At 65.5% G+C, this 22005-nt stretch carries 18 protein-coding genes; 14 read left to right on the top strand and 4 right to left on the bottom strand.

Annotated features, from left to right (window positions below):
* Nucleotides 1–90: 90 nt before the first annotated feature.
* Complete coding sequence (gene lpxO / locus ASN89_RS13105) at nt 91–990, bottom strand: lipid A hydroxylase LpxO (RefSeq protein ID WP_046685160.1); 900 nt, start codon at nt 988–990, stop codon at nt 91–93.
* Between the two features lie 144 nt (nt 991–1134).
* Between lpxO and ASN89_RS13100 the strand changes: the two genes are divergently transcribed.
* The 3 genes from ASN89_RS13100 (at nt 1135) to ASN89_RS13090 (ending at nt 4036) form a co-directional block, all read left to right on the top strand.
* The gene (locus tag ASN89_RS13100) at nt 1135–1569 is read left to right on the top strand and encodes a hotdog fold thioesterase (protein WP_058049557.1); all 435 of its coding nucleotides are present in this window, start codon (nt 1135–1137) and stop codon (nt 1567–1569) included.
* A 267-nt stretch (nt 1570–1836) separates the two neighbouring features.
* Complete coding sequence (locus ASN89_RS13095) at nt 1837–3417, top strand: methyl-accepting chemotaxis protein (protein WP_058049556.1); 1581 nt, start codon at nt 1837–1839, stop codon at nt 3415–3417.
* Between the two features lie 82 nt (nt 3418–3499).
* Nucleotides 3500–4036, top strand: a complete 537-nt coding sequence (locus ASN89_RS13090; RefSeq protein ID WP_058049555.1) for a CPBP family intramembrane metalloprotease — start codon at nt 3500–3502, stop codon at nt 4034–4036.
* On the opposite strand, the gene ASN89_RS13085 is transcribed toward ASN89_RS13090, so the two are convergent.
* On the bottom strand, nt 4018–5517 hold the full coding sequence (locus tag ASN89_RS13085) for an MFS transporter (RefSeq protein ID WP_058049554.1): 1500 nt from the start codon (nt 5515–5517) through the stop codon (nt 4018–4020). The two genes, ASN89_RS13090 and ASN89_RS13085, sit on opposite strands and share 19 nt — an antisense overlap.
* A gap of 109 nt (nt 5518–5626) precedes the next feature.
* Here ASN89_RS13085 and ASN89_RS13080 point away from each other — a divergent pair, with 109 nt between their 5' ends.
* Both ASN89_RS13080 and ASN89_RS13075 read left to right on the top strand, forming a co-directional pair.
* On the top strand, nt 5627–6520 hold the full coding sequence (locus tag ASN89_RS13080) for a LysR family transcriptional regulator (protein WP_058049560.1): 894 nt from the start codon (nt 5627–5629) through the stop codon (nt 6518–6520).
* Nucleotides 6517–7161, top strand: coding sequence for a DUF6000 family protein (locus tag ASN89_RS13075; RefSeq protein ID WP_058049553.1), 645 nt, complete (start codon nt 6517–6519; stop codon nt 7159–7161). Before ASN89_RS13080 ends, ASN89_RS13075 begins: the two co-directional genes overlap by 4 nt.
* A gap of 43 nt (nt 7162–7204) precedes the next feature.
* Here the strand turns inward: ASN89_RS13075 and ASN89_RS13070 are convergent, their stop codons facing one another.
* Nucleotides 7205–8347: a serine hydrolase domain-containing protein gene (locus ASN89_RS13070; protein WP_200969030.1), complete on the bottom strand. Its 1143-nt coding sequence runs from the start codon at nt 8345–8347 to the stop codon at nt 7205–7207.
* 317 nt (nt 8348–8664) lie between these two features.
* On the opposite strand from ASN89_RS13070, the gene ASN89_RS13065 reads away from it, so the two are divergent.
* The 9 genes from ASN89_RS13065 (at nt 8665) to ASN89_RS13025 (ending at nt 20553) form a co-directional block, all read left to right on the top strand.
* Complete coding sequence (locus ASN89_RS13065; RefSeq protein ID WP_058049552.1) at nt 8665–11685, top strand: calcium-binding protein; 3021 nt, start codon at nt 8665–8667, stop codon at nt 11683–11685.
* Between the two features lie 91 nt (nt 11686–11776).
* Nucleotides 11777–13963, top strand: a complete 2187-nt coding sequence (locus ASN89_RS13060; RefSeq protein ID WP_058049551.1) for a type I secretion system permease/ATPase — start codon at nt 11777–11779, stop codon at nt 13961–13963.
* Nucleotides 13960–15303, top strand: coding sequence for an HlyD family type I secretion periplasmic adaptor subunit (locus tag ASN89_RS13055; protein ID WP_058049550.1), 1344 nt, complete (start codon nt 13960–13962; stop codon nt 15301–15303). The genes ASN89_RS13060 and ASN89_RS13055 overlap by 4 nt, the downstream gene beginning before the upstream one ends.
* Nucleotides 15293–16666, top strand: coding sequence for a TolC family protein (locus tag ASN89_RS13050; protein WP_082654551.1), 1374 nt, complete (start codon nt 15293–15295; stop codon nt 16664–16666). The genes ASN89_RS13055 and ASN89_RS13050 overlap by 11 nt, the downstream gene beginning before the upstream one ends.
* An 81-nt stretch (nt 16667–16747) precedes the next feature.
* The gene (locus ASN89_RS13045; RefSeq protein ID WP_058049548.1) at nt 16748–17245 is read left to right on the top strand and encodes a VOC family protein; all 498 of its coding nucleotides are present in this window, start codon (nt 16748–16750) and stop codon (nt 17243–17245) included.
* A gap of 90 nt (nt 17246–17335) precedes the next feature.
* The gene (gene purT / locus ASN89_RS13040) at nt 17336–18565 is read left to right on the top strand and encodes a formate-dependent phosphoribosylglycinamide formyltransferase (RefSeq protein WP_082654550.1); all 1230 of its coding nucleotides are present in this window, start codon (nt 17336–17338) and stop codon (nt 18563–18565) included.
* A gap of 42 nt (nt 18566–18607) precedes the next feature.
* Nucleotides 18608–19321 (top strand): DUF6058 family natural product biosynthesis protein, encoded by a 714-nt coding sequence (locus tag ASN89_RS13035; RefSeq protein WP_058049547.1) that lies wholly within the window; start codon nt 18608–18610, stop codon nt 19319–19321.
* Entirely contained in the window at nt 19318–19764 is a 447-nt protein-coding gene (locus ASN89_RS13030; RefSeq protein WP_058049546.1) for a DUF6678 family protein, read from the top strand. Before ASN89_RS13035 ends, ASN89_RS13030 begins: the two co-directional genes overlap by 4 nt.
* 51 nt (nt 19765–19815) lie before the next feature.
* Nucleotides 19816–20553: a hypothetical protein gene (locus ASN89_RS13025; protein WP_058049545.1), complete on the top strand. Its 738-nt coding sequence runs from the start codon at nt 19816–19818 to the stop codon at nt 20551–20553.
* Here the strand turns inward: ASN89_RS13025 and ASN89_RS13020 are convergent.
* Nucleotides 20540–21862, bottom strand: a complete 1323-nt coding sequence (locus tag ASN89_RS13020; protein WP_058049544.1) for a hypothetical protein — start codon at nt 21860–21862, stop codon at nt 20540–20542. The genes ASN89_RS13025 and ASN89_RS13020 overlap by 14 nt on opposite strands.
* Between the last annotated feature and the right edge of the window lie 143 nt (nt 21863–22005).

Genomic DNA, 22005 nt, shown 5'->3' with positions numbered 1-22005 from the left:
TGCGTCATGTGTCAGCATTCTCATGGTTAGTGTTATCGCATTATAAAAAAAACCGCCCGAAGGCGGTTTTCTTGTGCGGTAATGCAGCGCTTAAATAAAATAGATCAGCGCGATGATGCCCACGACCAGCGCCACGCGGGTGACCTGGTAGGCCGTCTTGTTCCACGCCTTGAAGCGGCGGCGGTACTGGCCCATGGTCCAGGAAATCTGGAACAGCTTGCTCACGCCGCCCACCTGGTCGCCCAGTTCGTTGGGCGAGGCGGCGGCCGTCATCAGGGTGCGGCCCAGCCAGCGGTTCAAGCCTTGCGCCCAGCGGTAGCGCATCGGGCGCTCGATGTCGCAGAACAGGATGATGCGGTCGCTGTCGGCATCGTTGCGGGCCCAGTGGATATACGTTTCATCGAACATCACGGCCTGGCCGTCGCGCCAGCTGTGGCGCTCGCCATCGACGTCGATGAAGCAGCGGTCATCGTTCGGCGTCTGCAAGCCCAGGTGGTAGCGCAGGGAACCGGCGAACGGGTCGCGGTGCGGGTTGAGCTTGCCGCCCTGCGGCAGTTCCGCGAACATGGCGGCCTTGATCGACGGAATCGATTGCAGCAGCGCATAGGTTTGCGGGCACATCTGCTGCGCCGACGGGTGGTTCGCGTCATACCATTTCAGGTAGAAACGCTTCCAGCCATACTTGAAGAAGGAATTGAAGCCCACGTCATTGTTCTTTTCAGCGGCCTTGATCTTTTTCATTTCCTGCATGCGCAGCGCTTCATCGCGGATGATTTGCCAGTTCTGCTGCAGCGGCGCCAATTCCGGAAACTGCTCGACGGAAAGATAAGGCGTGGCCGGCACCTTGGAAAAGGTGTGCATGAACAGGTTCAGCGGCGCCATGAACGAGGAGTGATCGAAAATCTGGCGGCGGAACGGCAGGCGCACCTTGCCCCGAAAATGAATATGTAAAACAGAAAACACAAAAATGCCCAGCAAGGCCCACTTCATACACAACCTCGTTTTTTAAGAATGGGGCAATTATAACCAGTTAATGCCATCGCCACCCCGTGCCACGGTGAAGGAAAGATGAAGCGGCGCACATGGGCGAACTGCCCTACAATGGCCTTTTCTACACACTTCTCCGAGGTAACAATGGAAATTTGGCACGCACCGCTCGACCTGGCCATCCTCAACGCCGCCAGCGAGGGCACGGCCATGCGCCACCTGGGCATCGAATTCACGGCCTTCGGCCCCGACTGGATCGAGGCGACCATGCCCGTCGACCACCGCACCATGCAGCCATTCAAGCTGCTGCATGGCGGCGCCTCGGTCCTGCTGGCCGAAACCCTGGGCAGCATGGCCGCGAATGCCTGTCTCGATTCGCGCCGCTACGTGAGCGTGGGGCAGGAAATCAACGCCAACCACCTGCGCGGCGTGCGCGGCGGCCACGTGACGGGGCGGGCCACGCCGATCCACCGGGGCCGTACCAGCCAGGTCTGGGAAATCCGCATCACGGACGACGACGGCAAACTGTGCTGCATCTCGCGTATCACCATGGCCGTCATCGATGCGCCGGGCGCGGGCTGATACATCCCCGCTTGACTTGCATCAAGGCATCAAAAGCGAGCGCGTGAAATCATAAAAAACGCTGTTCGCTTATAATTCAGTGTGCTGTTGTATGGCGTAGAGGAAAGTCCCGCGCGCCTGCATTGCCCGAAATTAGAAGCTGACTGCCCAAAAAACGCCAGTTAAAGACCCATCCCGCGCCATGCGGGAAAGGCACCACGACGGCGAGCAGATCGCTGGTTCTAGCGGAACCAGCAACAATCAACTTTATACAGGGCAATAACAACAATGATGTCATTCAATCGTTTGACGATAGGCGCGCGCCTGAGCGCAGGCTTCGGGCTGCTGGTGCTACTCATGCTGGTGCTGGCCGCCTTCGCGCTGCTGCGCATCGGCGCCATCTCCGGCGCCATGGACGCGCAAGACAAAGTCCAGCTGGAAAAACTCGAGCCGCTGTACGTGGCGCGCGAAGCGCTCGACCAGACGGGCCTGGCCGCCCGCAACGCCTATATCTTCCATGACCAGGCCGCCGCCGAGAAAGAGCTGGCCATCCTCGACAGCCAGAAGGCGCTGTACCTGGACGCGCTGGCCCGCCTGGCGCCGCAGTTCGCCGGCGATGCGCAATTCGAGAAAGTCAGCACGGGCTTGAAAGCCATGGCGCAGGAATTGCAACGTCCGCGCCAGTTCCGCGCTGCGGGGCAGATGGAACAGTACGGCACCTTTCTCGTCGAGGAATGCAGCCCCCTGCGGCGCCAGATCGTCGCCGACATCGATACCGTGCTGAAAAGCGTGCAGCGCGAATCGGAGCAGGCCAGCGTGGCCGCGCGCGCCATCTACGGCCAGTCCTTGCGCTGGATCGGCGTGCTGGCAGCGCTCAGCGTGCTTATTTGCATTGCGGTCGCCACTGTCATCACGCGCGGCCTGCTGCGCCAGTTGGGCGGCGAACCGGCGTATGCGGCCGCGATTGCCGGGCGCATCGCGCTGGGGGAGCTGGCCATCGACGTGCACACGCGCCACGGCGACGACGGCAGCCTGCTGTTTGCGATCAAGACCATGCGCGACAACCTGGCCGCCATCGTCGGCAAGGTTCGCCACGGAACGGAAAGCATCGCCACGGCGTCGACCGAGATCGCCACGGGCAACCGCGACCTGTCGCAGCGCACGGAGCAGCAGGCCGGCTCGCTGGAAGAAGTGGCGTCATCGATGGAAGAACTGATTTCCACCGTGCGCCAGAATGCGGACAACGCCCAGCAGGCGAACCGCCTGGCGCGCGAAGCGTCGCAGGTGTCGGAGCAGGGCGGCAAGGCGGTGGCCGAAGTGGTGCACACCATGGGCCTGATCAACGCCTCGTCGAACAAGATCGTCGACATCATCGGCGTGATCGACAGCATCGCCTTCCAGACGAATATCCTCGCCTTGAACGCGGCCGTGGAAGCGGCGCGGGCCGGCGAACAGGGGCGCGGTTTCGCCGTCGTCGCCACCGAGGTGCGCAGCCTGGCGCAGCGATCCAGCGCCGCCGCGCGCGAAATCAAGGCCCTGATCGACGATTCCGTCAGCAAGGTGGGCACGGGCACGGTGCTCGTCGAGCAGGCGGGCGCCACCATGCATGACGTGGTGGCCGGCATCGGCAGGGTGACGGGGATCATGGCCGAGATCAGCCACGCCACGCAGGAGCAGGGCGCCGGCATCGAACAAGTCAACCGCGCCATCGTCGACATGGACCGGGTGACCCAGCAAAACGCGGCCCTGGTCGAGCAGGCGGCCGCCGCCGCGCACGAATTGCAGCAGCAGGCCGCGCAGCTGGAACAGGAAGTGGGCATCTTCAAGCTGGCCCCGCCGGCCAACGGCCCGCTGCGCCTGGCGGCCTGAGGCCGACGGTGCTTTGGCGCGGCGCGCGCCAACCGGCATATTCCGCGCTACAATGAGCGCTGGATCACCGCCAGGACGACTCATGCAAGTGCGCAGCAGCCATGATCTATCCAGCCCGGACGACGACAAACCGGCGCCGCCCGTGCTGCAGCTGGCCCTTGCCGGTCTCGGCTGGGGCTTGCTCACCTGCATGCTGTGCTTTGCCATTCTGTTCGTGACGAAATGGCTGCTGCCGCCCGAATACTGGGGGGCGCACACGGGCCTGTCCAAGTTCAAGCGTGAAATGTCGCTGCCCCTGCTGGTGTTCTGGGTCGTCATCTATTCCCCCATCCTGGAAACCTTCCTCGGCCAGCTGCTGCCGCTGGAAATCCTCCGTCGCCTGGGCGCCAGCCGGCAGCTCAGCGTTTTTATCGGCGCCATCCTGTGGGCCATCGTGCATTTCATCAGTGGCGGCTTGCTGCACGCCATCGTCGCGCTGGGGTCGGGCGCCATGTTCAGCTTTGTCTACCTGCGCTACCGCGGCCCCAGCGTGGCCGTTGCCTATGCGACAACGGCATTTGCGCGCGCCTGCAACAATATCGCCATCCTTATCGCCGTGTTCTACGGCCTCGACGCCTGAGTCGCACCAATCCGAAGCAAGTACTGCACCAGCGCCGCCAGCGCCACGGCCAGCAGCGCCAAGCCGACCAGCAACTGGCGGAAGGCGGCGTCATAGCTGGCGCGCAGCAGCGCTTCCTGGCCGCCCAGCAGCTGTGTTGCTTGTTGGATATCGCCGAGCGCGGCGCGGCTGGCGGCGGCCAGCACCGGTAAATCGGCCGGCAGTTGCCGCGCCAGGCCCGCACCGATCAGGCCGGCCAACAAGGAGCCCGCCAGGGCCAGCGCCACCCCGTCGGCGCTGACGCGCACGGTATTGAAGATGCCCGTCGCCATGCCGGCCCGCTCCGTTTCCACCACGCTCAGGGCCATGCCATCCATCAAGCCCCACGGCAAGCCGATGCCCACGCCGATCAGCAGCAGGGGGCCGGCCAGCGCCGCGGTGCCGCCATGGCCCAGCACTTGCGCCAGCCAGGCCAGGCCTGCCGCGGCCAGCAGCAGCCCCGCCGCACACAGGGCGCCCGTCTTGACCCAACGCGACAGCAGCGCCGCCAGCATGGGCACGAGCAGCAACGGCGCTGCCAGAGCGATCATCAAACGGCCCGCCGCCAGCGCGGACATGTTGTCGATGCCGATGAAGCGCCCCGGCAGCATCACGATCAGCACGATGAACAGGAAGGCGGGCGAGGCGGCCAGCACCTGCACGGCGACAAAGCGGCGCTGGCGGAACAGCGACAAATCCAACATGGGCCGCGCCGTCCGGCGCTCGATCGCGACAAAGGCGAGGAACAGCAGCACGGATGCGGCGATGGACAGCAGCACGGCGCCGTTGCGCCAGCCGTGTTCGGGCGCCAGCAGCATGCCCAGGGTCAGCAGGCCCAGCGCGGCGCTGAAGCTGATGGCGCCAGGCCAGTCCAGCCGGCCCTGGCCGCGCGCCGGATCGGCCGGCACGCTGGCCCATACCAGCAGCATGCCAATGGCGCCCAGCACGGCCGTGGCATAAAAGATGGCGGGCCAGCGGGCCAGCGCCAGCATGGCGCCGGCCGCCAGCGGACCGAAGGCCAAACCCAGGCCGAACGTCGTGCCCAGCACGCTCATCACGCGGCTGCGCGCCGCACCGTGGAACAATGGCGCCAGCGAGGACATGGCGGCGGCGAACGCGGCCGCGCCGCCCAGGCCCTGCACGAAGCGCAGCGCGGCGATCCATGCCACCGATGGCGCGTGGGCGATGGCCAGGGTCGCCACGCAGAACAGCGCCAGCCCCGCCAGCCAGACGCGGCGCCGTCCCAGCACGTCCGTCAGGCTGCCGGCCACCATCATGGCACTGCCATAGCTGAGGATATACGCATTGATGACCCAGTTCAGGGCAGCGGCGCTGCCGTGCAATTCGGCGCCGAGGGCGGGCAGGGCCACGGCCGGGCCCGTGAAGCACAGGGGTATCAGCAAGCCCGTCAGGCAAGCGGCCAGCACTTGCAGCGGGAGTGAAAGACGTGAGGAAGTGGACATGGGTGTCGGATATAAAAGAAAGAGGGGCGAGTATGGCGCGCCCATCATTGAAGAAAAATGGGCTAAACTGATCAACATATCGGACAAGAATGTCTTTAATGGAGTGCGCATGGATAGCTTGGGTGGCATCGCCATGTTCGTGCAGGTGGCCGACAGCGGCAGTTTTTCGGCCACGGGCCGGTTGCTGGGCCTGTCGTCGTCGGCCGTCGGGAAAAGCGTGGCGCGCATGGAGGCGCGGCTCGGCGCGCGCCTGTTCCAGCGCAGCACGCGGCATCTGGCCTTGACGGCGGAAGGGGAAAAATTCCTGCAGCGCTGCAAGCGCATCCTGGCGGAAGTGGAAGCGGCCGAGCGCGAACTCGGTGAATCGGGTGGCGCGCCCAGCGGCCGCCTGCGCATCAGCCTGCCACGTTACAGCGGCCTGTTCGAAGCGGCCATCGGCGCGTTCATGCAAACCTATCCCGCCATCGAACTCGACCTCGATTTCTCCGACGCCATGGTCAATATCGTCAGCGACGGCTTTGACGCGGCCGTACGCACGGGCGAGCTGGCCGACTCAAGCCTGATGCGGCGCAAACTGTGCACATTTCGCCGCCTGCTGGTGGCGTCGCCCGCCTACCTGGCGCGCCATGGCCGGCCCGCCGATGGCGCCGAACTGATGCGGCACGCGCGCCTCGATTACCGTTTTCCCGCCACGGGCCGTTTGGAACAGTGGCCGCTGATGGACGAGGCTGCCCAGCCGACGCCCGGCATGGTGTGCAACAGCGTGGAAATGCGCATCTACCTGGCCGTGCAGGGGCAGGGCATCGCCTACCTGCCCGCATTTGCCGTGCAGCGCGAGCTGGCGGCTGGGCAACTGGTCTCGCTGCTGGACGAGCATACGCAGGCGCGCACGGCATTCTGGCTGCTGTGGCCAGCCAGCCGCCACCTGCCGCCGCGCCTGCGCGTATTCATCGATTTCCTCGTGCAGCAGTTGCAGGATCAAACTTTTGGAGCTTTGCCATGACGCAGGACGCTTCCCTGACGCCCTTGCAGTTGCATGTGGCTGGCGCCACCGTGCGCCACGACCACCCGTTTGCCGTGCCGGCGCTGCCGCCGCAGGAACCGCTGACGGCGGCCTTGCGCGATGACTGGGTGCGTCCCCTGTACATGGGCTTGCACCAGCCCCAGGCGCAGGCGTGCGTGGCCCGGCTGGTGCTGGCCGACGCCACCGTCATCGCCCGCCTGCTGGGGCAATTCGACTGGCGCAGCCGCACGGCGGGCGCCTACCTGGCCGCATTGACCGGGCAGTCCGCTTTCACGGACCAGCTGGGCGGCCTGCTGCTGGCCAGCGAGGTCTGCTACGCGGGCAGCGCGTATTGTCTGGCGCTGGCCGCTTTCGACACGCCAGCCAGCCGCGATTTCCTGCACCGCTATCTTGCACATTACCTTCGCCAGCCGCAGCTGCACTTTGATCAGGAGCAAGCGATGGCGGCCATTGCCTACCTCGATGGCCAGCATGGCCGGGACGAGGCGGCGCGCCACGGGCCAGCCTGGACCGGTTTCGCCGCCAGCCGGCCGGGCCTGGCGCTGGACGACGCGCTCGTGCAATTTTCTTCACGCATGGCCGCCTTGCGCGCCTTGCAGGGCGCGGCGCCCGGCAAATAAGCGCCAACTCCCAAACGCTGGCGCCATTTGTATTGTTGACGGCCTATTTCGCGCTTTCCATCGATTCCACTGTGTCGAAAATATGCGCCAGCGCGCTTTCCATGGCGCCGGCGGTCGCGTTGCCGCTCTGGTTGGTGATGATGAAGACCCCCAGCTGATATTTGGGAACGATCCAGGCGTAGCTTTGCGCACGCGGCACGCCGCCATGGTGTACATAATGTGTGCCCAACTGGCGATTGCTGCCGATGTTCCAGAAGTAGGCAATGCTGAAGTCGTCCTGAAAGCGCACCAGCGGCTTGTGCGATTCGACAACCGCGGGATGGGCGCTCAATTGCAGGCGCAGGTACTTCGCCATATCCGGCATGGTCGACTTCAGGTTGCCGGCTGCCCCCCAGGGCAGTTGCGGCATCGGTGTTGTCACGACGGGATTGTCGCTGTGGTAGCCGGGCGCCAGCCGGCTGGTATCCCCGGCTGCGATTCTCAGCCGGGTATCGTGCATGCCGGCTTCGCGCGCGAGGAATTGCGTGAGCAGGACTTCATACGGCATGGCGTAGATTGTTTCGAGTGTGTGCGCAATGAGTTCGGTACCGGCGCTGGAATAGGCGTAGTCCTTGCCTAGTGGCCCTTTGATGCTGACTGTGTGCAAGTCCCGCCAGAATTGCTGTTGTCCGTAGTTGGCGTAGGCCGTATTGAGCTTTGCCGGCGTGGCGTGTGCCGTGAAATCCTGCAATATGGTGTTCACCTGCAACGGCAGCATGCCCGGCATGGTGCTGGTGTGCGTGATCAGATGGCGCAAGCGCACTGGCTGCCCCTGCGACTGCAGGTTCGGGTAGGCGTCCGCCAGGTAGGTTTGTATGGGATCGTCGAGCGCCGCCTTCCCGTCCAGCACAGCGTTCGCCAGTAGCAGGCCGGCAAAAGTCTTGCTGACTGAGCCGATTTCATACAGCGTTGCATCGTTCGGCGGATTGCTTTTGCCGGTCTCCAGCTCGCCCTGATGCAGAATGAATTCCTTGCCGCGATAAACGACGGCAATCGAGGTCGCGTGCAGCAATGTCGACTGCAGCAGCGTGGTCGCGGTCTGGCGCATGGCTGCAGGAATGTCATGCGCAGGTGCCGTGGCTGCGGGCTTGCAAGCTGCCAGCAGCAGTGTCATGACAGTGATGCTTGCGGCGAGTTTGGTCATCATGCGCACCATCCAGGAGGGAGGGGCATTCTCGCACAATGGTTCAATGGTGACAGAAAAAACTTGGCAAAGCTCCTCTTCTTTCTTCCATGTAGTGTGACATTTGCATGACAAATAACAGTGCCTGTCCTGATTGCGCGTCATTAAGGCGTGCATGCGAGGCGACGCTCAAGCGCGCGCCGTCCATGCGCCAAAAGTGCCGGACCGTTGAAGGTGCACCTTGGACTGCAGGCGGAGGCGGCCGGAACTTTTGCCTTGCATGCCGGCTTGCGCCGGCATATTCGATCTTGGTTTTAAGTTTAAGGACAGGAAACTGCAACATGACTGAAAACAATGCATCTGGCTCCAGCGTCTCCGCCATCGACGCTTACCTGAACAGTTCCGCAGCCGCCGCCCAGCGTTTCACGGGCACGCCGAACGCCGATGTGCTCAGCGGCACCACGGGCGCCGACGTGCTCGAAGGCCTGGCCGGCGACGACACGTATTACGTCAACCACAGCGGCGACGTGATCGTCGAGCTGGCCAACGGCGGCACCGATACCGTCTACACCAGCGTCAATTACACGGTGGCCGACAACGTCGAGAACGTGCGCCTGACCGCAGGCGGCCTGACGGTAACGGGCAGCGCCAATACCAATAACGTCTTTTTCGTTGATGCGGCCGGTGGCAACAGGATCGATGGCGGCGGCACGGGCAACACGGTCAACTATATTGCGTCCAGCACGGGTGTGACGGCGACCTTGTCCGGCGCGAATGGCCCGGCGACGGCGCCGCCCGGCAGCGACGTGCTGCTCAATATCGCCAACATCGCCGGCAGCAAGTTCGATGATGTCCTGACCGGTAACGAGCTCAAAAACGCGCTCGTGGGCGGTTTTGGCAACGATATCCTGCGCGGCGGCAAGGGCGACGATACCCTGGCCGGCATGCAGGGCGACGACACCTATATGTTTGCCCGTGGCGACGGCGCCGACATCATCGTTGACGGGGAAGAGGCGGCCAGCCATAACGTCGTCTCCTTCCTGGCCGGCGTCAGCGCCGACCAGCTGTGGTTCCGCCAGGTGGGCACGGCGCTGGAAGTGAGCACCATCGGCACCGGCGACAAGATCACCATCAACGTCTGGTATTCCGGCACGGCGCCGCGCATCCAGGAGTTCCGCACGGCCGATGGCCGCGTGTTGCTGGGCAGCGACGTGCAAAACCTCGTACAGGCAATGGCGGGCCTGGCGCTGCCGCCGGCCGGCCAGCTGACCCTGCCAGCGGCGACGGCCGCCGCCCTGGCGCCGGCGCTGGCGCAGAACTGGCGCACGGAAGGGCCGTCCCAGCCCGGCAACGGCGTCTTCACCGGCACGGCGAATCCGGACATCATCCAGGGCACGGCGGGCGCAGACGTGATGGCGGGCCTGGCTGGCGACGACACGTATTACGTCAACCACGGCGGCGACGTGGTGGTGGAACAGGCAGGCGGCGGACGCGATACCGTCTATGCCACGGTCGATTACACCTTGGCCGCCAACGTCGAAGAGGTGCATGTGAGCGCTGCCGGCCTGACGGTGACAGGCAACGGCAATGATAACGTGTTCCACGTCGATGTCGCCGGCGGCAACGTGCTGCGCGGCACCGGCACGAACAGCACGGCCACCTATGCGGGTTCCAAGGCAGGCGCGACGGCCAGCATCGTTTCCATCAACGAATCCCACGCGGCCCGCCCGGGCGGCGATGTGCTGGTGAATATTTCCAGCGTCACGGGCAGCGGCTACGACGACGTACTGTCCGGCAACGAGCTGGCCAATACCCTGGCTGGTGGCCTCGGCAACGACACCTTGCAAGGCGGCAAGGGCGACGACGTGCTGACGGGCGGCCTGGGCGACGATACCTATGTTTTTGCCCGTGGCGACGGCGCCGACGTCATCGCCGAATCGTCTGCCGATGCCAATTACGACACCATCGCCTTCCTGGCCGGCGTCAACATCGACCAGCTGTGGTTCCGCAAGGTGGGTGCCGACCTGGAGGTGAGCACCATCGGCACCACGGACAAGATCACCATCCGCGCCTGGAACGCGGCCGTGCCGAACATCGAGGAATTCCGCACGGCCGCCGGCCACGTCATGCGCGGCGCCGACGTGCAGCTGCTGGTGCAGGCGATGGCGAACCTGACGCCGCCGCCGCTGGGCCAGCTGACCCTGTCGGCAGGCACGGCCGCCGCCCTGGCGCCCGCGCTGGCCCAGGCCTGGCACTTCAACGGCCCCACGCAGCCGACGGGTCTGACCTTCGTCGGCACGGCGGGCGCCGATGTCATCAAGGGCACAGCCGGCGCCGACCTGCTGCAAGGCCTCGGTGGCGACGACACGTATTACGTCAACCACAGCGGCGACTTCATCGACGAGCGGGGCAATGGCGGCAACGACACCGTGTTTACCACGGTCAACTACACGGTGGCCGACAATGTCGAGAATGTGCGCCTCGGCGGCCCTGGCTTGACGGTGACGGGCAGCGCCTTCACCAACAACATCTTTTTCGTCAATACGCCCGGGGGCAACGTGCTCGACGGTGGCGGTGCTGGCAACACCCTTAATTACGTCAATGCAAGCGCTGGCGCGACAGTTGCCTTCGCGCCAGCCGGCACGGCCCTGGCGGCGCGTCCTGGCGTGGATGTGGTGGCCAATTTCAACGCGGTTGTCGGCAGCAAATTCGATGACGTGCTGATCGGCAATGAACTGAAGAACACCCTGCTGGGCGTCCTGGGCAACGATATCTTGCAAGGCGGCAAGGGCGACGACATCCTGGCCGGTGTGCTGGGCAACGACACCTATATCTTCGCCCGCGGCGACGGTGCCGACTTGATCAACGAGGCGAACGAGGCGGGCAGCCGCGACGTGGTGTCCTTCCTGGCCGGCGTCAGCGCCGAGCAGCTGTGGTTCCGCCAGGTGGGAACCAACCTCGAAGTGAGCACCATCGGCACCACCGACAAGATCACCGTCAATGGCTGGTATGCGGCAGCGGGGGCGAGCATCGAGGAATTCCGCATGGCCGATGGCCGGGTCTTGCTGGGCAGTCAGGTGCAAAACCTCGTGCAGGCCATGGCGGGCCTGACGCCGCCTGCGGCTGGCCAGCTGACCTTGCCTGCAGGCACGGCCGCCATCCTGGCGCCGGTGCTGGCGCAAAACTGGCGCTCCGTCCAGCAATTCAGTGCCGTCAGCCAGGACGGACTCGGCGGCTGGCAGGCGGATTCCGCGCAGCTGGTGCAAGCGATGGCCGGCTTTGCCGTGCCGGCGGCCGCATCGGCGCCATGGTCAGGCCAAGGCAATCCGTCGACGCAACTCCAGCTGGCGGCAGTCCATTAATCAGTTGACGTAGCCAGATCCACCCTCACGCAGCCGGGCCGGGGCGACCAGCGCCGGCCTGGCTGCGCCATTGAATCTCTGATATTGCCCGATGACAGTCCTCTCCCACCGCAACGATCCGCCGTCCTTGGAAAAAACTGTGCCCGACACGGGCTTGCTGTCGCTGCTGCTGATCGCCAGCCTGCACGGCATCGCCGCGGACGGCATCCAGCTCAAGCATGCTTTCGGCCAGGCCGTGTTCACGCGGCAAACCGTGCTGCTGGCCGCCCGGCAACTTGGCTTGACGGCCAAGCTGGTGCGCCAGGCGCCCGAACGGCTGGCGCAAGCGCCGCTGCCCGCCATCGCCATCGATACGGATGGCCGATTTTTTATCCTCGGCAAGGTCGAGACGGACGCTGACGGCGTGAGCAAGGTGCTGGTCCAGCATCCGGGCCAGCCGCCGCAAATCCTCGGCCGGGCAGCGTTCCTTGCCGCCTGGACGGGCGAGCTGATTTTTTTCACGAGCAAGGCCAGCTATGCGGGCGAGACGGCCCGTTTCGACTTCAGCTGGTTCATCCCCGCCATCGTCAAATACCGCAGGCTGCTGGGCGAAGTATTGCTCATTTCCTTCGTGCTGCAACTGATCGGCCTGGCCACGCCCCTGTTTTTCCAGGTGGTGATGGACAAGGTGCTGGTCAACCACGCCATGAAAACCCTGCACGTGGTGGCCATCGGCCTGGTGTGCGCCATCGTCTTCGAGGCCGTGCTTGGCCTCATCCGCAGCTATGTTTTTGCGCGCACCAGCAGCAAGATCGACGTGGAACTGGGCGCGCGGCTGTTCCGCCACTTGCTGGCCTTGCCGATCGCGTATTTCCAGGCGCGCCGCGTGGGCGATTCCGTGGCGCGCATCCATGAACTGGAAAACATCCGCTCTTTCCTCACCGGCAACGCCATGACCCTGGTGCTGGACTTGCTGTTTTCCTTCATCTTCATTGCCGCCATGCTGTGGTACAGCGCGGCGCTCAGCGTCGTCGTGCTGGCCTCGATTCCCGTCTACGCGGCCCTGTCGATGCTGCTCACGCCCGTGCTGCGGGGGCGTTTGAACGAGAAATTCAACCGCAGCGCGGAAAACCAGTCTTTTCTCGTTGAAACCATCAGCGGCGTCGATACGCTCAAGGCCATGGCCGTCGAGCCGCGCTGGCAGCAGCAGTGGGAAAAGCAGCTGGCCGGCTATGTGTCGGCGGGCTTGTCGGCAAACAATATCGGCATGCTGGCCAGCGGCGGCGTCACCCTGGTCAGCAAGCTGGTGACGGCGGCCATCATGTGGTGGGGCGCCACGCTCGTCATCGACGGCAAGATGACGGTGGGCGAACTGGTCGCCTTCAACATGCTGGCCGGGCAGGTGGCCTCGCCCATCCTGCGCCTGGCGCAGCTGTGGAACGATTTCCAGCAGGTGGGCATCTCCATGAGCCGGCTGGGCGACATCCTCAACGCGCGCGTGGAAGCGGGCAGCCAGAAGGCGCGCCTGCCGCGCATCGCGGGCGCCATCGACTTCCAGCAGGTGGGTTTCCGCTACCGGCCCGATGCGGCCGAGGTGCTGCGCAATGTGTCGATCAGCATCGCGCCCGGCGAAGTGATCGGCATCGTCGGGCGTTCCGGTTCGGGCAAGAGCACCCTGACGCGGCTGGCGCAGCGCCTGTACATTCCCGAACGGGGCAAGGTGCTGATCGATGGGCAGGATATCGCCGTCATCGACACGGCTTCGCTGCGGCGCCAGATCGGCGTGGTGCTGCAGGAAAACATCCTGTTCAACCGCTCCGTGCGCGACAACATCGCGCTGAGCGACCCGGCGCTGCCCATTGACGCCGTCATCGCCGTGGCGAAACTGGCGGGCGCCCACGATTTCATTTGCGAACTGCCCGAAGGCTACGACACCATGGTGGGCGAGCACGGCACGGGCTTGTCCGGCGGCCAGCGCCAGCGCATCGCCATCGCCCGCGCCCTGATCGGCAATCCGCGCATCCTGATTTTCGACGAGGCCACGAGCGCGCTCGACTACGAGTCGGAAAAAATCATCCAGGATAATATGCGCGGCATTTGCGCGGGGCGCACCGTGCTGATCATCGCCCACCGCCTGTCGGCCGTGCGTGAAGCGCACCGTATCGTTGTCATGGAACGGGGGCAGGTGGCCGAACTGGGCACGCACGACGCGCTGCTGGCGCAGCCGGGCGGCATCTACGCCCACCTGTACAGCTTGCAGCAAGGCACGCACGGGAGCGCAACAGGGGACGCAACATGAGCGCCGGCCACCGCCTGGCCGCGTACGGCGAGCTGTTGCAACGCTACGGCCAGGTGCTGCGGCACAGCTGGCGCCAGCGTTCCGCCTTGAGCGGCCCCGTGCTCAGCGAAGACGAGGCGGCTTTCCTGCCAGCCGCGCTGGCGCTGCAGGAGCGGCCCGTGTCGCCCTCGCTGCGCCTGACGGCCCGGGTGCTGATGCTGCTGGTCGGCTGCGTCGTGCTGTGGGCGGTCTTCGGCCAGGTCGACATCATCGTCAATGCGGCTGGCAAGATCATTCCGTCCGGTAACACCAAGACCATCGCCTCCGTCGACGTGGCGGCCGTCAGCGCCCTGCATGTAAAGGAAGGGCAAGCCGTCAAGGCGGGCCAGCTGCTCGTGGAACTCGACAGCCGCGGCCCGGACGCCGAGCGCGACAAGGCGGCCGGCGACGCCGTGGCGGCCGCGCTGCAAATGGCCCGCTCGCGCGCGCTGATCGCCGCCATCGACAGCTTGACGCTGCCCAAGCTGGTTGCGCCCGATGGCGCCTCCTCCGCCCAGCGCGAGGAAGCGCAGGGCCACCTCGATGGCCAGTACGCGAATTTCCGCGCCAGGCTCGCGCATCTCGATGGAGAAATCGCCCGCTACGCCCAGGCGCTGCCGCTGGCCACGCGGCGCGCCGGCGATTACCGGGCGCTGCTGGCCACGCGCGACGTGGCCGAACACGCGTGGCTGGAAAAGGAACAGGCGCGCATCGACGTGGCCGGCCAGCTGGCGTCGGCCCGCAGCGAGCGGGCGGCCCTGGTGGCGCAGACGCGCAAGGACGCCTACGACGCGCTGACGGAAGGGGCGAGGGTGGCGGCGGCCAGCGGCCAGGATGCGCGCCGCGCGGGCGCCCGTGGCAGCCTGCTGCGCCTGACGGCGCCCGTCGACGGCACGGTGCAGCAACTCAAGCTGCACACGGTGGGCGGCGTCGTGCCGGCCGCGCAGGCGCTGATGCAGATCGTGCCGCGCCAGGGCAGGCTGGAAATCGACGCCGTGCTGGAAAACCGCGACGTCGGCTTCGTGCAGGTCGGGCAGGCGGTGGCCATCAAGGTTGATGCCTTCGATTACACCAAGTATGGCACCGTGCCCGCCGTCGTCAGCAGCGTCTCGCGCGACGCCGTCGAGGATGAAAAGAAGGGCCTTGTGTACGCCGTGAAAATCACGCTGCGGCAGCCGTCCATCATCATCGATGGCAAGACGGTGCCCTTGACGGCCGGCTTGGCCGTGCGCGCGGAAATCCGCACGGGGACGAGGCGGGTGATCGAATACGTGCTCTCGCCGCTGGTGCAGCACCAGAAGGAGGCGCTGCATGAACGCTAGACGCCGCGCCATGGCCATCGCCATCGCCGCCAGCTTGCTGCTGGCCAGTGCCGCAGCGCAGGCGGGCGAGCTCGAGGGCGCGCCATGCCCGTCCGCGTACGAGGCGAGCGTGCCATTGACCCTGCCGGCGGCCGTCGACCTGGCCCTGTGCCGCAACGCGCAGGTGCACGGCGCCTGGGCCGGCATCCGGCTGCAGGCGGCCGGGGTGGGCGAGGCCAGGGCCGCCTTTCTGCCGACCCTGAATGCGGGCCTGAGCCGGGTGCACGACCGCACGACTTATCCGGGCGCCAGCACGCGGTCCGGCAGCTTGAACAGCAATACAGGTTCGCTCAATCTGTCCTGGCGTTTGTTCGACTTCGGCGGGCGCGCGGCGGGCCAGCGTTCGGCGCAAGCCATGCTGGACGCGGCCCTGGCCAACCGCGACGCCGTGCTGCAAAAGACCCTGGCGGCCACCGTCAGCGCGTATTTCGACGCGCAGACGGCGCGGGCCAACGTGCGGATGCGCGAGGAATACCGGGCGCTGGCCAATGAAACGGTGCTGGCCACGCAGCGCCGCGCCCAGCGGGGACTGGGCTCGCACAGCGACACGCTGCAGGCGACGAGCGCGCTGGCCAAGGCGGCCCTGGGCGCCAGCCGCGCCGATGGCGAATTCCGGAAGGCGCGCGCCGTGCTCGTGTATACCCTGGGCTTGCCGGCAGAGGCGGGCGTGGTGCTGGACGACGATGCGGCCGAATCGGCGGCGGGCCTGCGTGATGGTTTGCAAGATGAGTTGCACACCTGGCTGGCGCTGGCCCAGGCGCGGCACCCGGCCATTGTGGCCGCGCAGGCGCAGCTGGCGGCGGCGCGCGAACGGGTGGCAGTGACCGAGTCGGAAGGCCGCCCCAGCATCGACCTGACGGCGAATATCTACCAGAACGGCCGCCCCAACCAGGGCTTGTCCGCCGCGTCCACGCGCGAAACCCTGGTGGGCATCGCATTGAACATTCCCCTGTTCGACGGTTTTGCGCGCCACTACAAGGTGCGCGGCGCGCTGGCGCAAGCCGGGCAAAGGGAAGCCGAGGCGCAAGAGGTGCAGCAGCAGACCCTGATGGAGCTGGTGAAAACGCATGCGGAAGCAAGCACGGCGCTGGCCAACCTGGCCGCGTCGCAAGCATGGCTGGACGCGGCGCGCGATGCCCAGGCCAGCGTGCAACGCAAGTTCGGCCTGGGCGCGGCCGACATCCTGGAAATGCTGAACACGCAGTCGGCGCTGCTCGAGGCGCAGCAGGAGCGCATCCGTTGCCAGGCGGAATGGCGTTCGGCCCGGCTGCGGCTGCTGGCCAGCGCCGGCGTGCTGGGACGGGAGGCGATTGCAGGGCGCTAACAGGCGCATTCCGCGCGCCATGCCGGCGCAATTATGACTATATTAGCGTAGCTAATCCACACACCGGCCAAGGGAGACATCATGCACAGCATACAAAAGATTACCCCGTGTTTATGGTTCAACGGCCACGCCGAGGCGGCGGCTCTGTTTTATACGGGGATATTCCCCAATTCGAAGATCGGCCAGATCCTGCGCTATGGCGAGGAGGGCAAGGAAATCCACGGCCAGGAGCCGGGCAGCGTGCTGACGGTGGCGTTCGAGCTGGACGGCCAGACGTTTACGGGCCTGAACGGCGGTCCCTTGTTCCAGTTTTCCGAGGCCATCTCGTTCCAGGTCAATTGCGAAACCCAGGACGAAGTCGACCACTACTGGAACCAACTGTCCGAAGGCGGGCCGCCGGAAGCGCAGCAATGCGGCTGGCTCAAGGACCAGTTCGGCGTGTCCTGGCAAATCGTGCCCACCATCATGGTCAAGCTGCTGGGCGACCCCGACCCCGTCAAGGCCCAGCGCGTGATGAAAGCCATGATGGGCATGAAAAAGATCGATATTGACGAGATCAAGCGGGCGTACGCGGGCTAGCCTGGCCCGTCAGGCAGCGGTGCGCCCTGTCCAAGATGGCCGGCATTTGTTATAGTCCCAGCCATCTTTCCATTGCCTACAGACCCTGCCATGACCACTAGCACCAGCAGCACCATCGCGCCCCGCACCTTCGGCACGCCCCTGTCCTCCACCGCCATCAAGGTCATGCTGCTGGGTTCCGGTGAACTGGGCAAGGAAGTGATCATGTCGCTGCAGCGCCTGGGCGTGGAAGTGATCGCCGTCGACCGTTATCCGAACGCGCCGGGCCACCCGGTGGCGCACCGCTCGCACGTGATCGACATGAGCGACGGCGTGGCCCTGGCCGCCCTGATCGACCTGGAAAAGCCCGATTTGATCGTGCCCGAAATCGAAGCCATCGCCACCGACACCCTGGCGGCGCTGGAAGCGGCCGGGCAAATCACGTGCATCCCGAACGCACGCGCGGCCGTGCTGACGATGAACCGCGAAGGCATCCGCACCCTGGCGGCGGAAACCCTGGGCGTGGCCACGTCGCCATACCGCTTCGCCAGCAGCCTGCAGGAGTTGCAGGTTGCCTGCCAGGAGATCGGTTTTCCGTGCGTGGTGAAACCCGTGATGTCGTCGTCGGGCAAGGGCCAGTCCAAGCTCGATGGCGCGCAAGACGTGGACGCGGCGTGGGCGTATGCGGCCAGCGGCAGCCGGGTCGACACGGGCCGGGTCATCGTCGAGGGTTTCATCGACTTCGATTACGAAATTACCTTGCTGACCGTGCGCGCCGTCGGCGCCTCGGGGCAGATCGAAACGCAGTTCTGCGAGCCGATCGGCCACTTGCAGGTGCATGGCGACTACGTGGAATCGTGGCAGCCGGCCCGCATGGCGCCGTTGGCCCTCGAGCGCTCGCGCGACATCGCGCGCAAGGTGACGGACAACCTGGGCGGCCTGGGCCTGTTCGGTGTGGAGCTGTTCGTCAAGGGCGACATGGTGTGGTTCTCGGAAGTGAGCCCCCGTCCGCACGACACGGGCATGGTCACCATGGCCAGCCAGGTGCAGAGCGAATTCGAGCTGCACGCGAAAGCCATCCTCGGCTTGCCCGTCAACGTGGCGCTGCGTTCGCCCGGCGCTTCGGCCGTCATCTACGGCCAGCTGGAAGCGAAAGGCATCGCCTTCGAAGGCGTGGCCGACGCCTTGAGCGTGCCGGGCGCCGACTTGCGTCTGTTCGGCAAACCCGAATCGTTCGCCCGCCGCCGCATGGGCGTGGCGCTGGCCACGGCCGATGATATCGACACGGCCCGCGCGCGCGCCGTGCTGGCTGCGTCCAAGGTCAAGCCGGTGGCGAAATAAGCCTGTTTGCGTAGATAACATCATCAACATGGAAGCCCGCGCATGACGGAACTCGATACTTATCTCGCGCAGCACTATCTGGACGAGACGCAGCTGTCGGCAGCCGCCGCCATGACCATGGCGGACATCGACGCCTTGATCCAGGCCCGCCTCGTTCCCGCGCCTGCGTACGTGGTCGACAACAGCGGCAATCTGTGCTCGTTCGTCTTTGGCGCCATGGCCGCGCCCGGGGCCCGTGCCGGCCGCTATTTTCCGCCGTCGCAGCTGGCCTGGATCGCTGTTGCGCGGCACGCTCTCGCCGAAGGAGCGCAAACGGCGCCAGCGCGTCTGCAGGCGCAATTTGCATCCCGTTACGCTGCCGCGCTGGCGGCCTTGAACCTGACGACCTGGCGCCTGCGCGACTGCTTCGACGACAGCGGTGCGCCGATCGCGGATGGCTTGCGCGCCCGCGCCGACAGCGCCTGGACGTATTTTTTGAATGGCACGTTTTCCCTGTGCGTGGCCAATCCCATGTCAGAGGCGCACATCGCCTGGAAAGAGGTGCTGCAGGAAAAGCTCGCGCAGCAAAGCGGGAATGGCGGCAAGACGCTGTTGTCGCAGGCGCAGGCGCAGCAGATGCATGCGCTGATCGATGCCTATGCGGCGGCCGCCATGCCTTTTTCGCCCATCGAATACGCCTTGAGCAGCCGCAAGCGGCTGGTCGAGGATTTGCGGGCGAACATCCGCGTGAGCGACGAAGAGGGGACGCCAGCATGACGGCATCAGTGACGTACAGCCTGCCGCAGGCCGACGCCGGCGGCGACGACATCAAGCGCAAGCTGCGTGGCCATATCGCGCGGCGCAACCTGGCCGGCGCCGCCAACGATTGCAAGTGGAACGAGCTGCTGGCCTTCATGCGCGGACGCACCGACTGGGCGCCGTCGTACCGTTACGGCTCCGTCTCCGGCTATGTCTCGCGCTGGGATACGGAATGGGATTACCACCCGCCGTTCCCGTTCATGGGCGTGGAATGGTTCGATATCAGCCTGTACTCGGAAGAACACGTGGCCATGCTGCTGCCAAAGAAAATCATCGACCACGGCGTGTGGATCGTGCCGGAGCTCGATCGCATCGGCTTCGATTTCGAGGTGCGGGACCGGGTGGCGCGCATCTGGGGGTATTTACCCCGCAATTATCACGACTTCCCACCCGCCGACTAATTCAAAGACTCTCTCATGCCTGAAAACCTTATCCCGCAAGTAGACTCTCTCATGCCTGAAAACCTTATCCCGCAAGTGCCGCAACCGGACGACGCCGTCGTCGGCAAGGAAGCGGGCGCGCAGATGCTGGCCGCGGCTTGCGCCGCGCGCGACGCCTTCTATGCCACCCTGGGCACAATGGGCGCCGACGTACTGGCGCCGCTGGTCAATCCGGCCTTCATGGGTGGCCCGCGCTGGCCATCGTTGCGCCAAGCCTGGAGGGTGATACGCCGGCCTGATTCGATTCTCATCGCCAGCGATGGCTTGAGCGATCCGTTCGAGGATGACGACGACGTGTTTGTGCCGCGCGGCCACCTGCTGGAAGTGTGCATCGAGGCGCCGCTGTCCGCCTTCGACGGCAATCCCGTGCAGGCATCGTGGCTGTTCGATCTGATTTATCAGGTCAGCCAGAACGTGGCCGACCATGGTTCCATCGATTTGCTGGTGCAGCGCCACGGCAGCGTGTCGATGGCGCTGGACTTGCAAGACGCGCCCAAGGGCCTCGAAGACGAGAATGAACAGGTGGGCATGCTGCTGGCCCAGGGCGCGAGCACCATCCCTTCATCGTTCGATACGCCGTATGGCGAGGTGATGCTGCTTGTTCTTACCGTGCTGCAGCCGGCCGAACTGGCGTACATCAGCGAGGCGGAAGACAAGGCGCAAGCGCGGCGCGACCTGGCCGCCGCGCTGGCCGCGTCGCCGGCGGGGCACCTGAGCGTGGCCCAGCGGCCGGCCGTCATTCCCCGCTAGGTTCGTCGACCGGCGGCATTGCCGGTTCTTCCGCTTTCGGCGCTTCCTTCGCCTCCACGACGACGGGCGCCGGCGGCGGCTCGCGCCACTTGCCCGCCGCCTTCAGCTTGTTCTTCAGCCCCGGCAAGGGGAAACCCAGCGCATAGGCCTTTTGCGCGTGCGCGCTGGCCTTCTCGTATTCTTTCTTCTTTACATACATCAAGCCCAGGTTGTACTGGATGGTGGGCTGGTCGGGCGCCAGGCGGCTGGCAGCGTCCAGCTGTTCCAGCGCCATCGCATCCTGGCCCGTGGACAGCAGATAGCTGCCATATACCATGCGCGCCGTCACGTCGTGCGGTGCGAATGCGATGGCGCGCTCGAAAAAGCAGCTGACCGTGTAGCGGGCGCCCACCGGTTGCGCGCTTTTCAGGCGCAGTCCCAGTTTGGCCATCGACGCCAGCGCCCGGTGGTGGTTCGGGAAGTGTTCGAGCGTGTAGAGGAATTCCCGCTTGACCTTGAGGATCTCGATCATTTCCAGCATGCCGCGGCTGGCCGCATACACGGCGCCTGACCACGACCAGGCGCGCGGGTCGCCTTCGTCGCCGTACTGCGCCACTTTCGACAGGTCGACGGAACCCACCAGGTCGGCCAGGTCGGCCGTGGTGGGATCGTGCGGCGCATAGGTGCCGATGCCGCAGCGGCCCGCCTCGGACAGGTGGATACGCTCGACGGGCATGCGCAGGAAGTCGCCCGCGTACTGTTCTTCCAGGCGGGCGCGGCAATGGGGACACAGTTCGCCGTGCAGCTCGGCATCATAGCTGGCGCGAAAGTCGGCGCGCATGCTGTGCGGCACCAGATGCAGCGGCGATTCGTGCACGGGACAGCCGGCGATGCCGTACAGTGCGCCTTCGCTGCTGTGGCTGTACTCTTCCAGCCCCCGCTTGAGCAGGATCACCATGGTCGACTTGCCGCCCGATGGCGGCCCCAGCAACAGCAGCATGCGCCGGCCCACTTCGGAGCCGGCGGCCGCTGCCTTGAAGTAGGCGGCGACCCGGTCGATCGCTTCGTCAATGCCGAACAGCTCGTCGTCGAACAGACGGCAGCGGAAGCGCCCGGCATCGTCCGTCTGGCCGTTCCAGCGCATCATGTCCCACAGGTACTGGTGCGCGCTGCGTGTCAGCAGAGCTGCGCGGCCGGGCAGGATTTGCTCGATGAAGTCGGCAAAACTGCCGCGCCAGGGACTGATGCGATGTTTTTCCGCCCATGCCGCCATACCGTGCACAAAATCGGCATGCTGGTCCGCAGGCGCGTCGTCGGGTTGGCGTGTCATACCAGGGCTCGTCATTGTTCCCCCATCCATACCGTTGCTGCCATGAAGCAGGCCCAGTTCCAGCCTGCCAGTCAAGTATACGGCGTCGCCTCTGGCCGCACGCCTGATCTCGCTCAACCTTGACGATGGAACTATTTTTATCC

The organism is Janthinobacterium sp. Ant5-2-1 (assembly GCF_001445815.1).
Lineage (GTDB): Bacteria > Pseudomonadota > Gammaproteobacteria > Burkholderiales > Burkholderiaceae_D > Janthinobacterium > Janthinobacterium lividum_E.
Note: the sequence above shows the minus strand (reverse complement) of the source record. Positions and strands in the feature narration are given on the sequence as shown.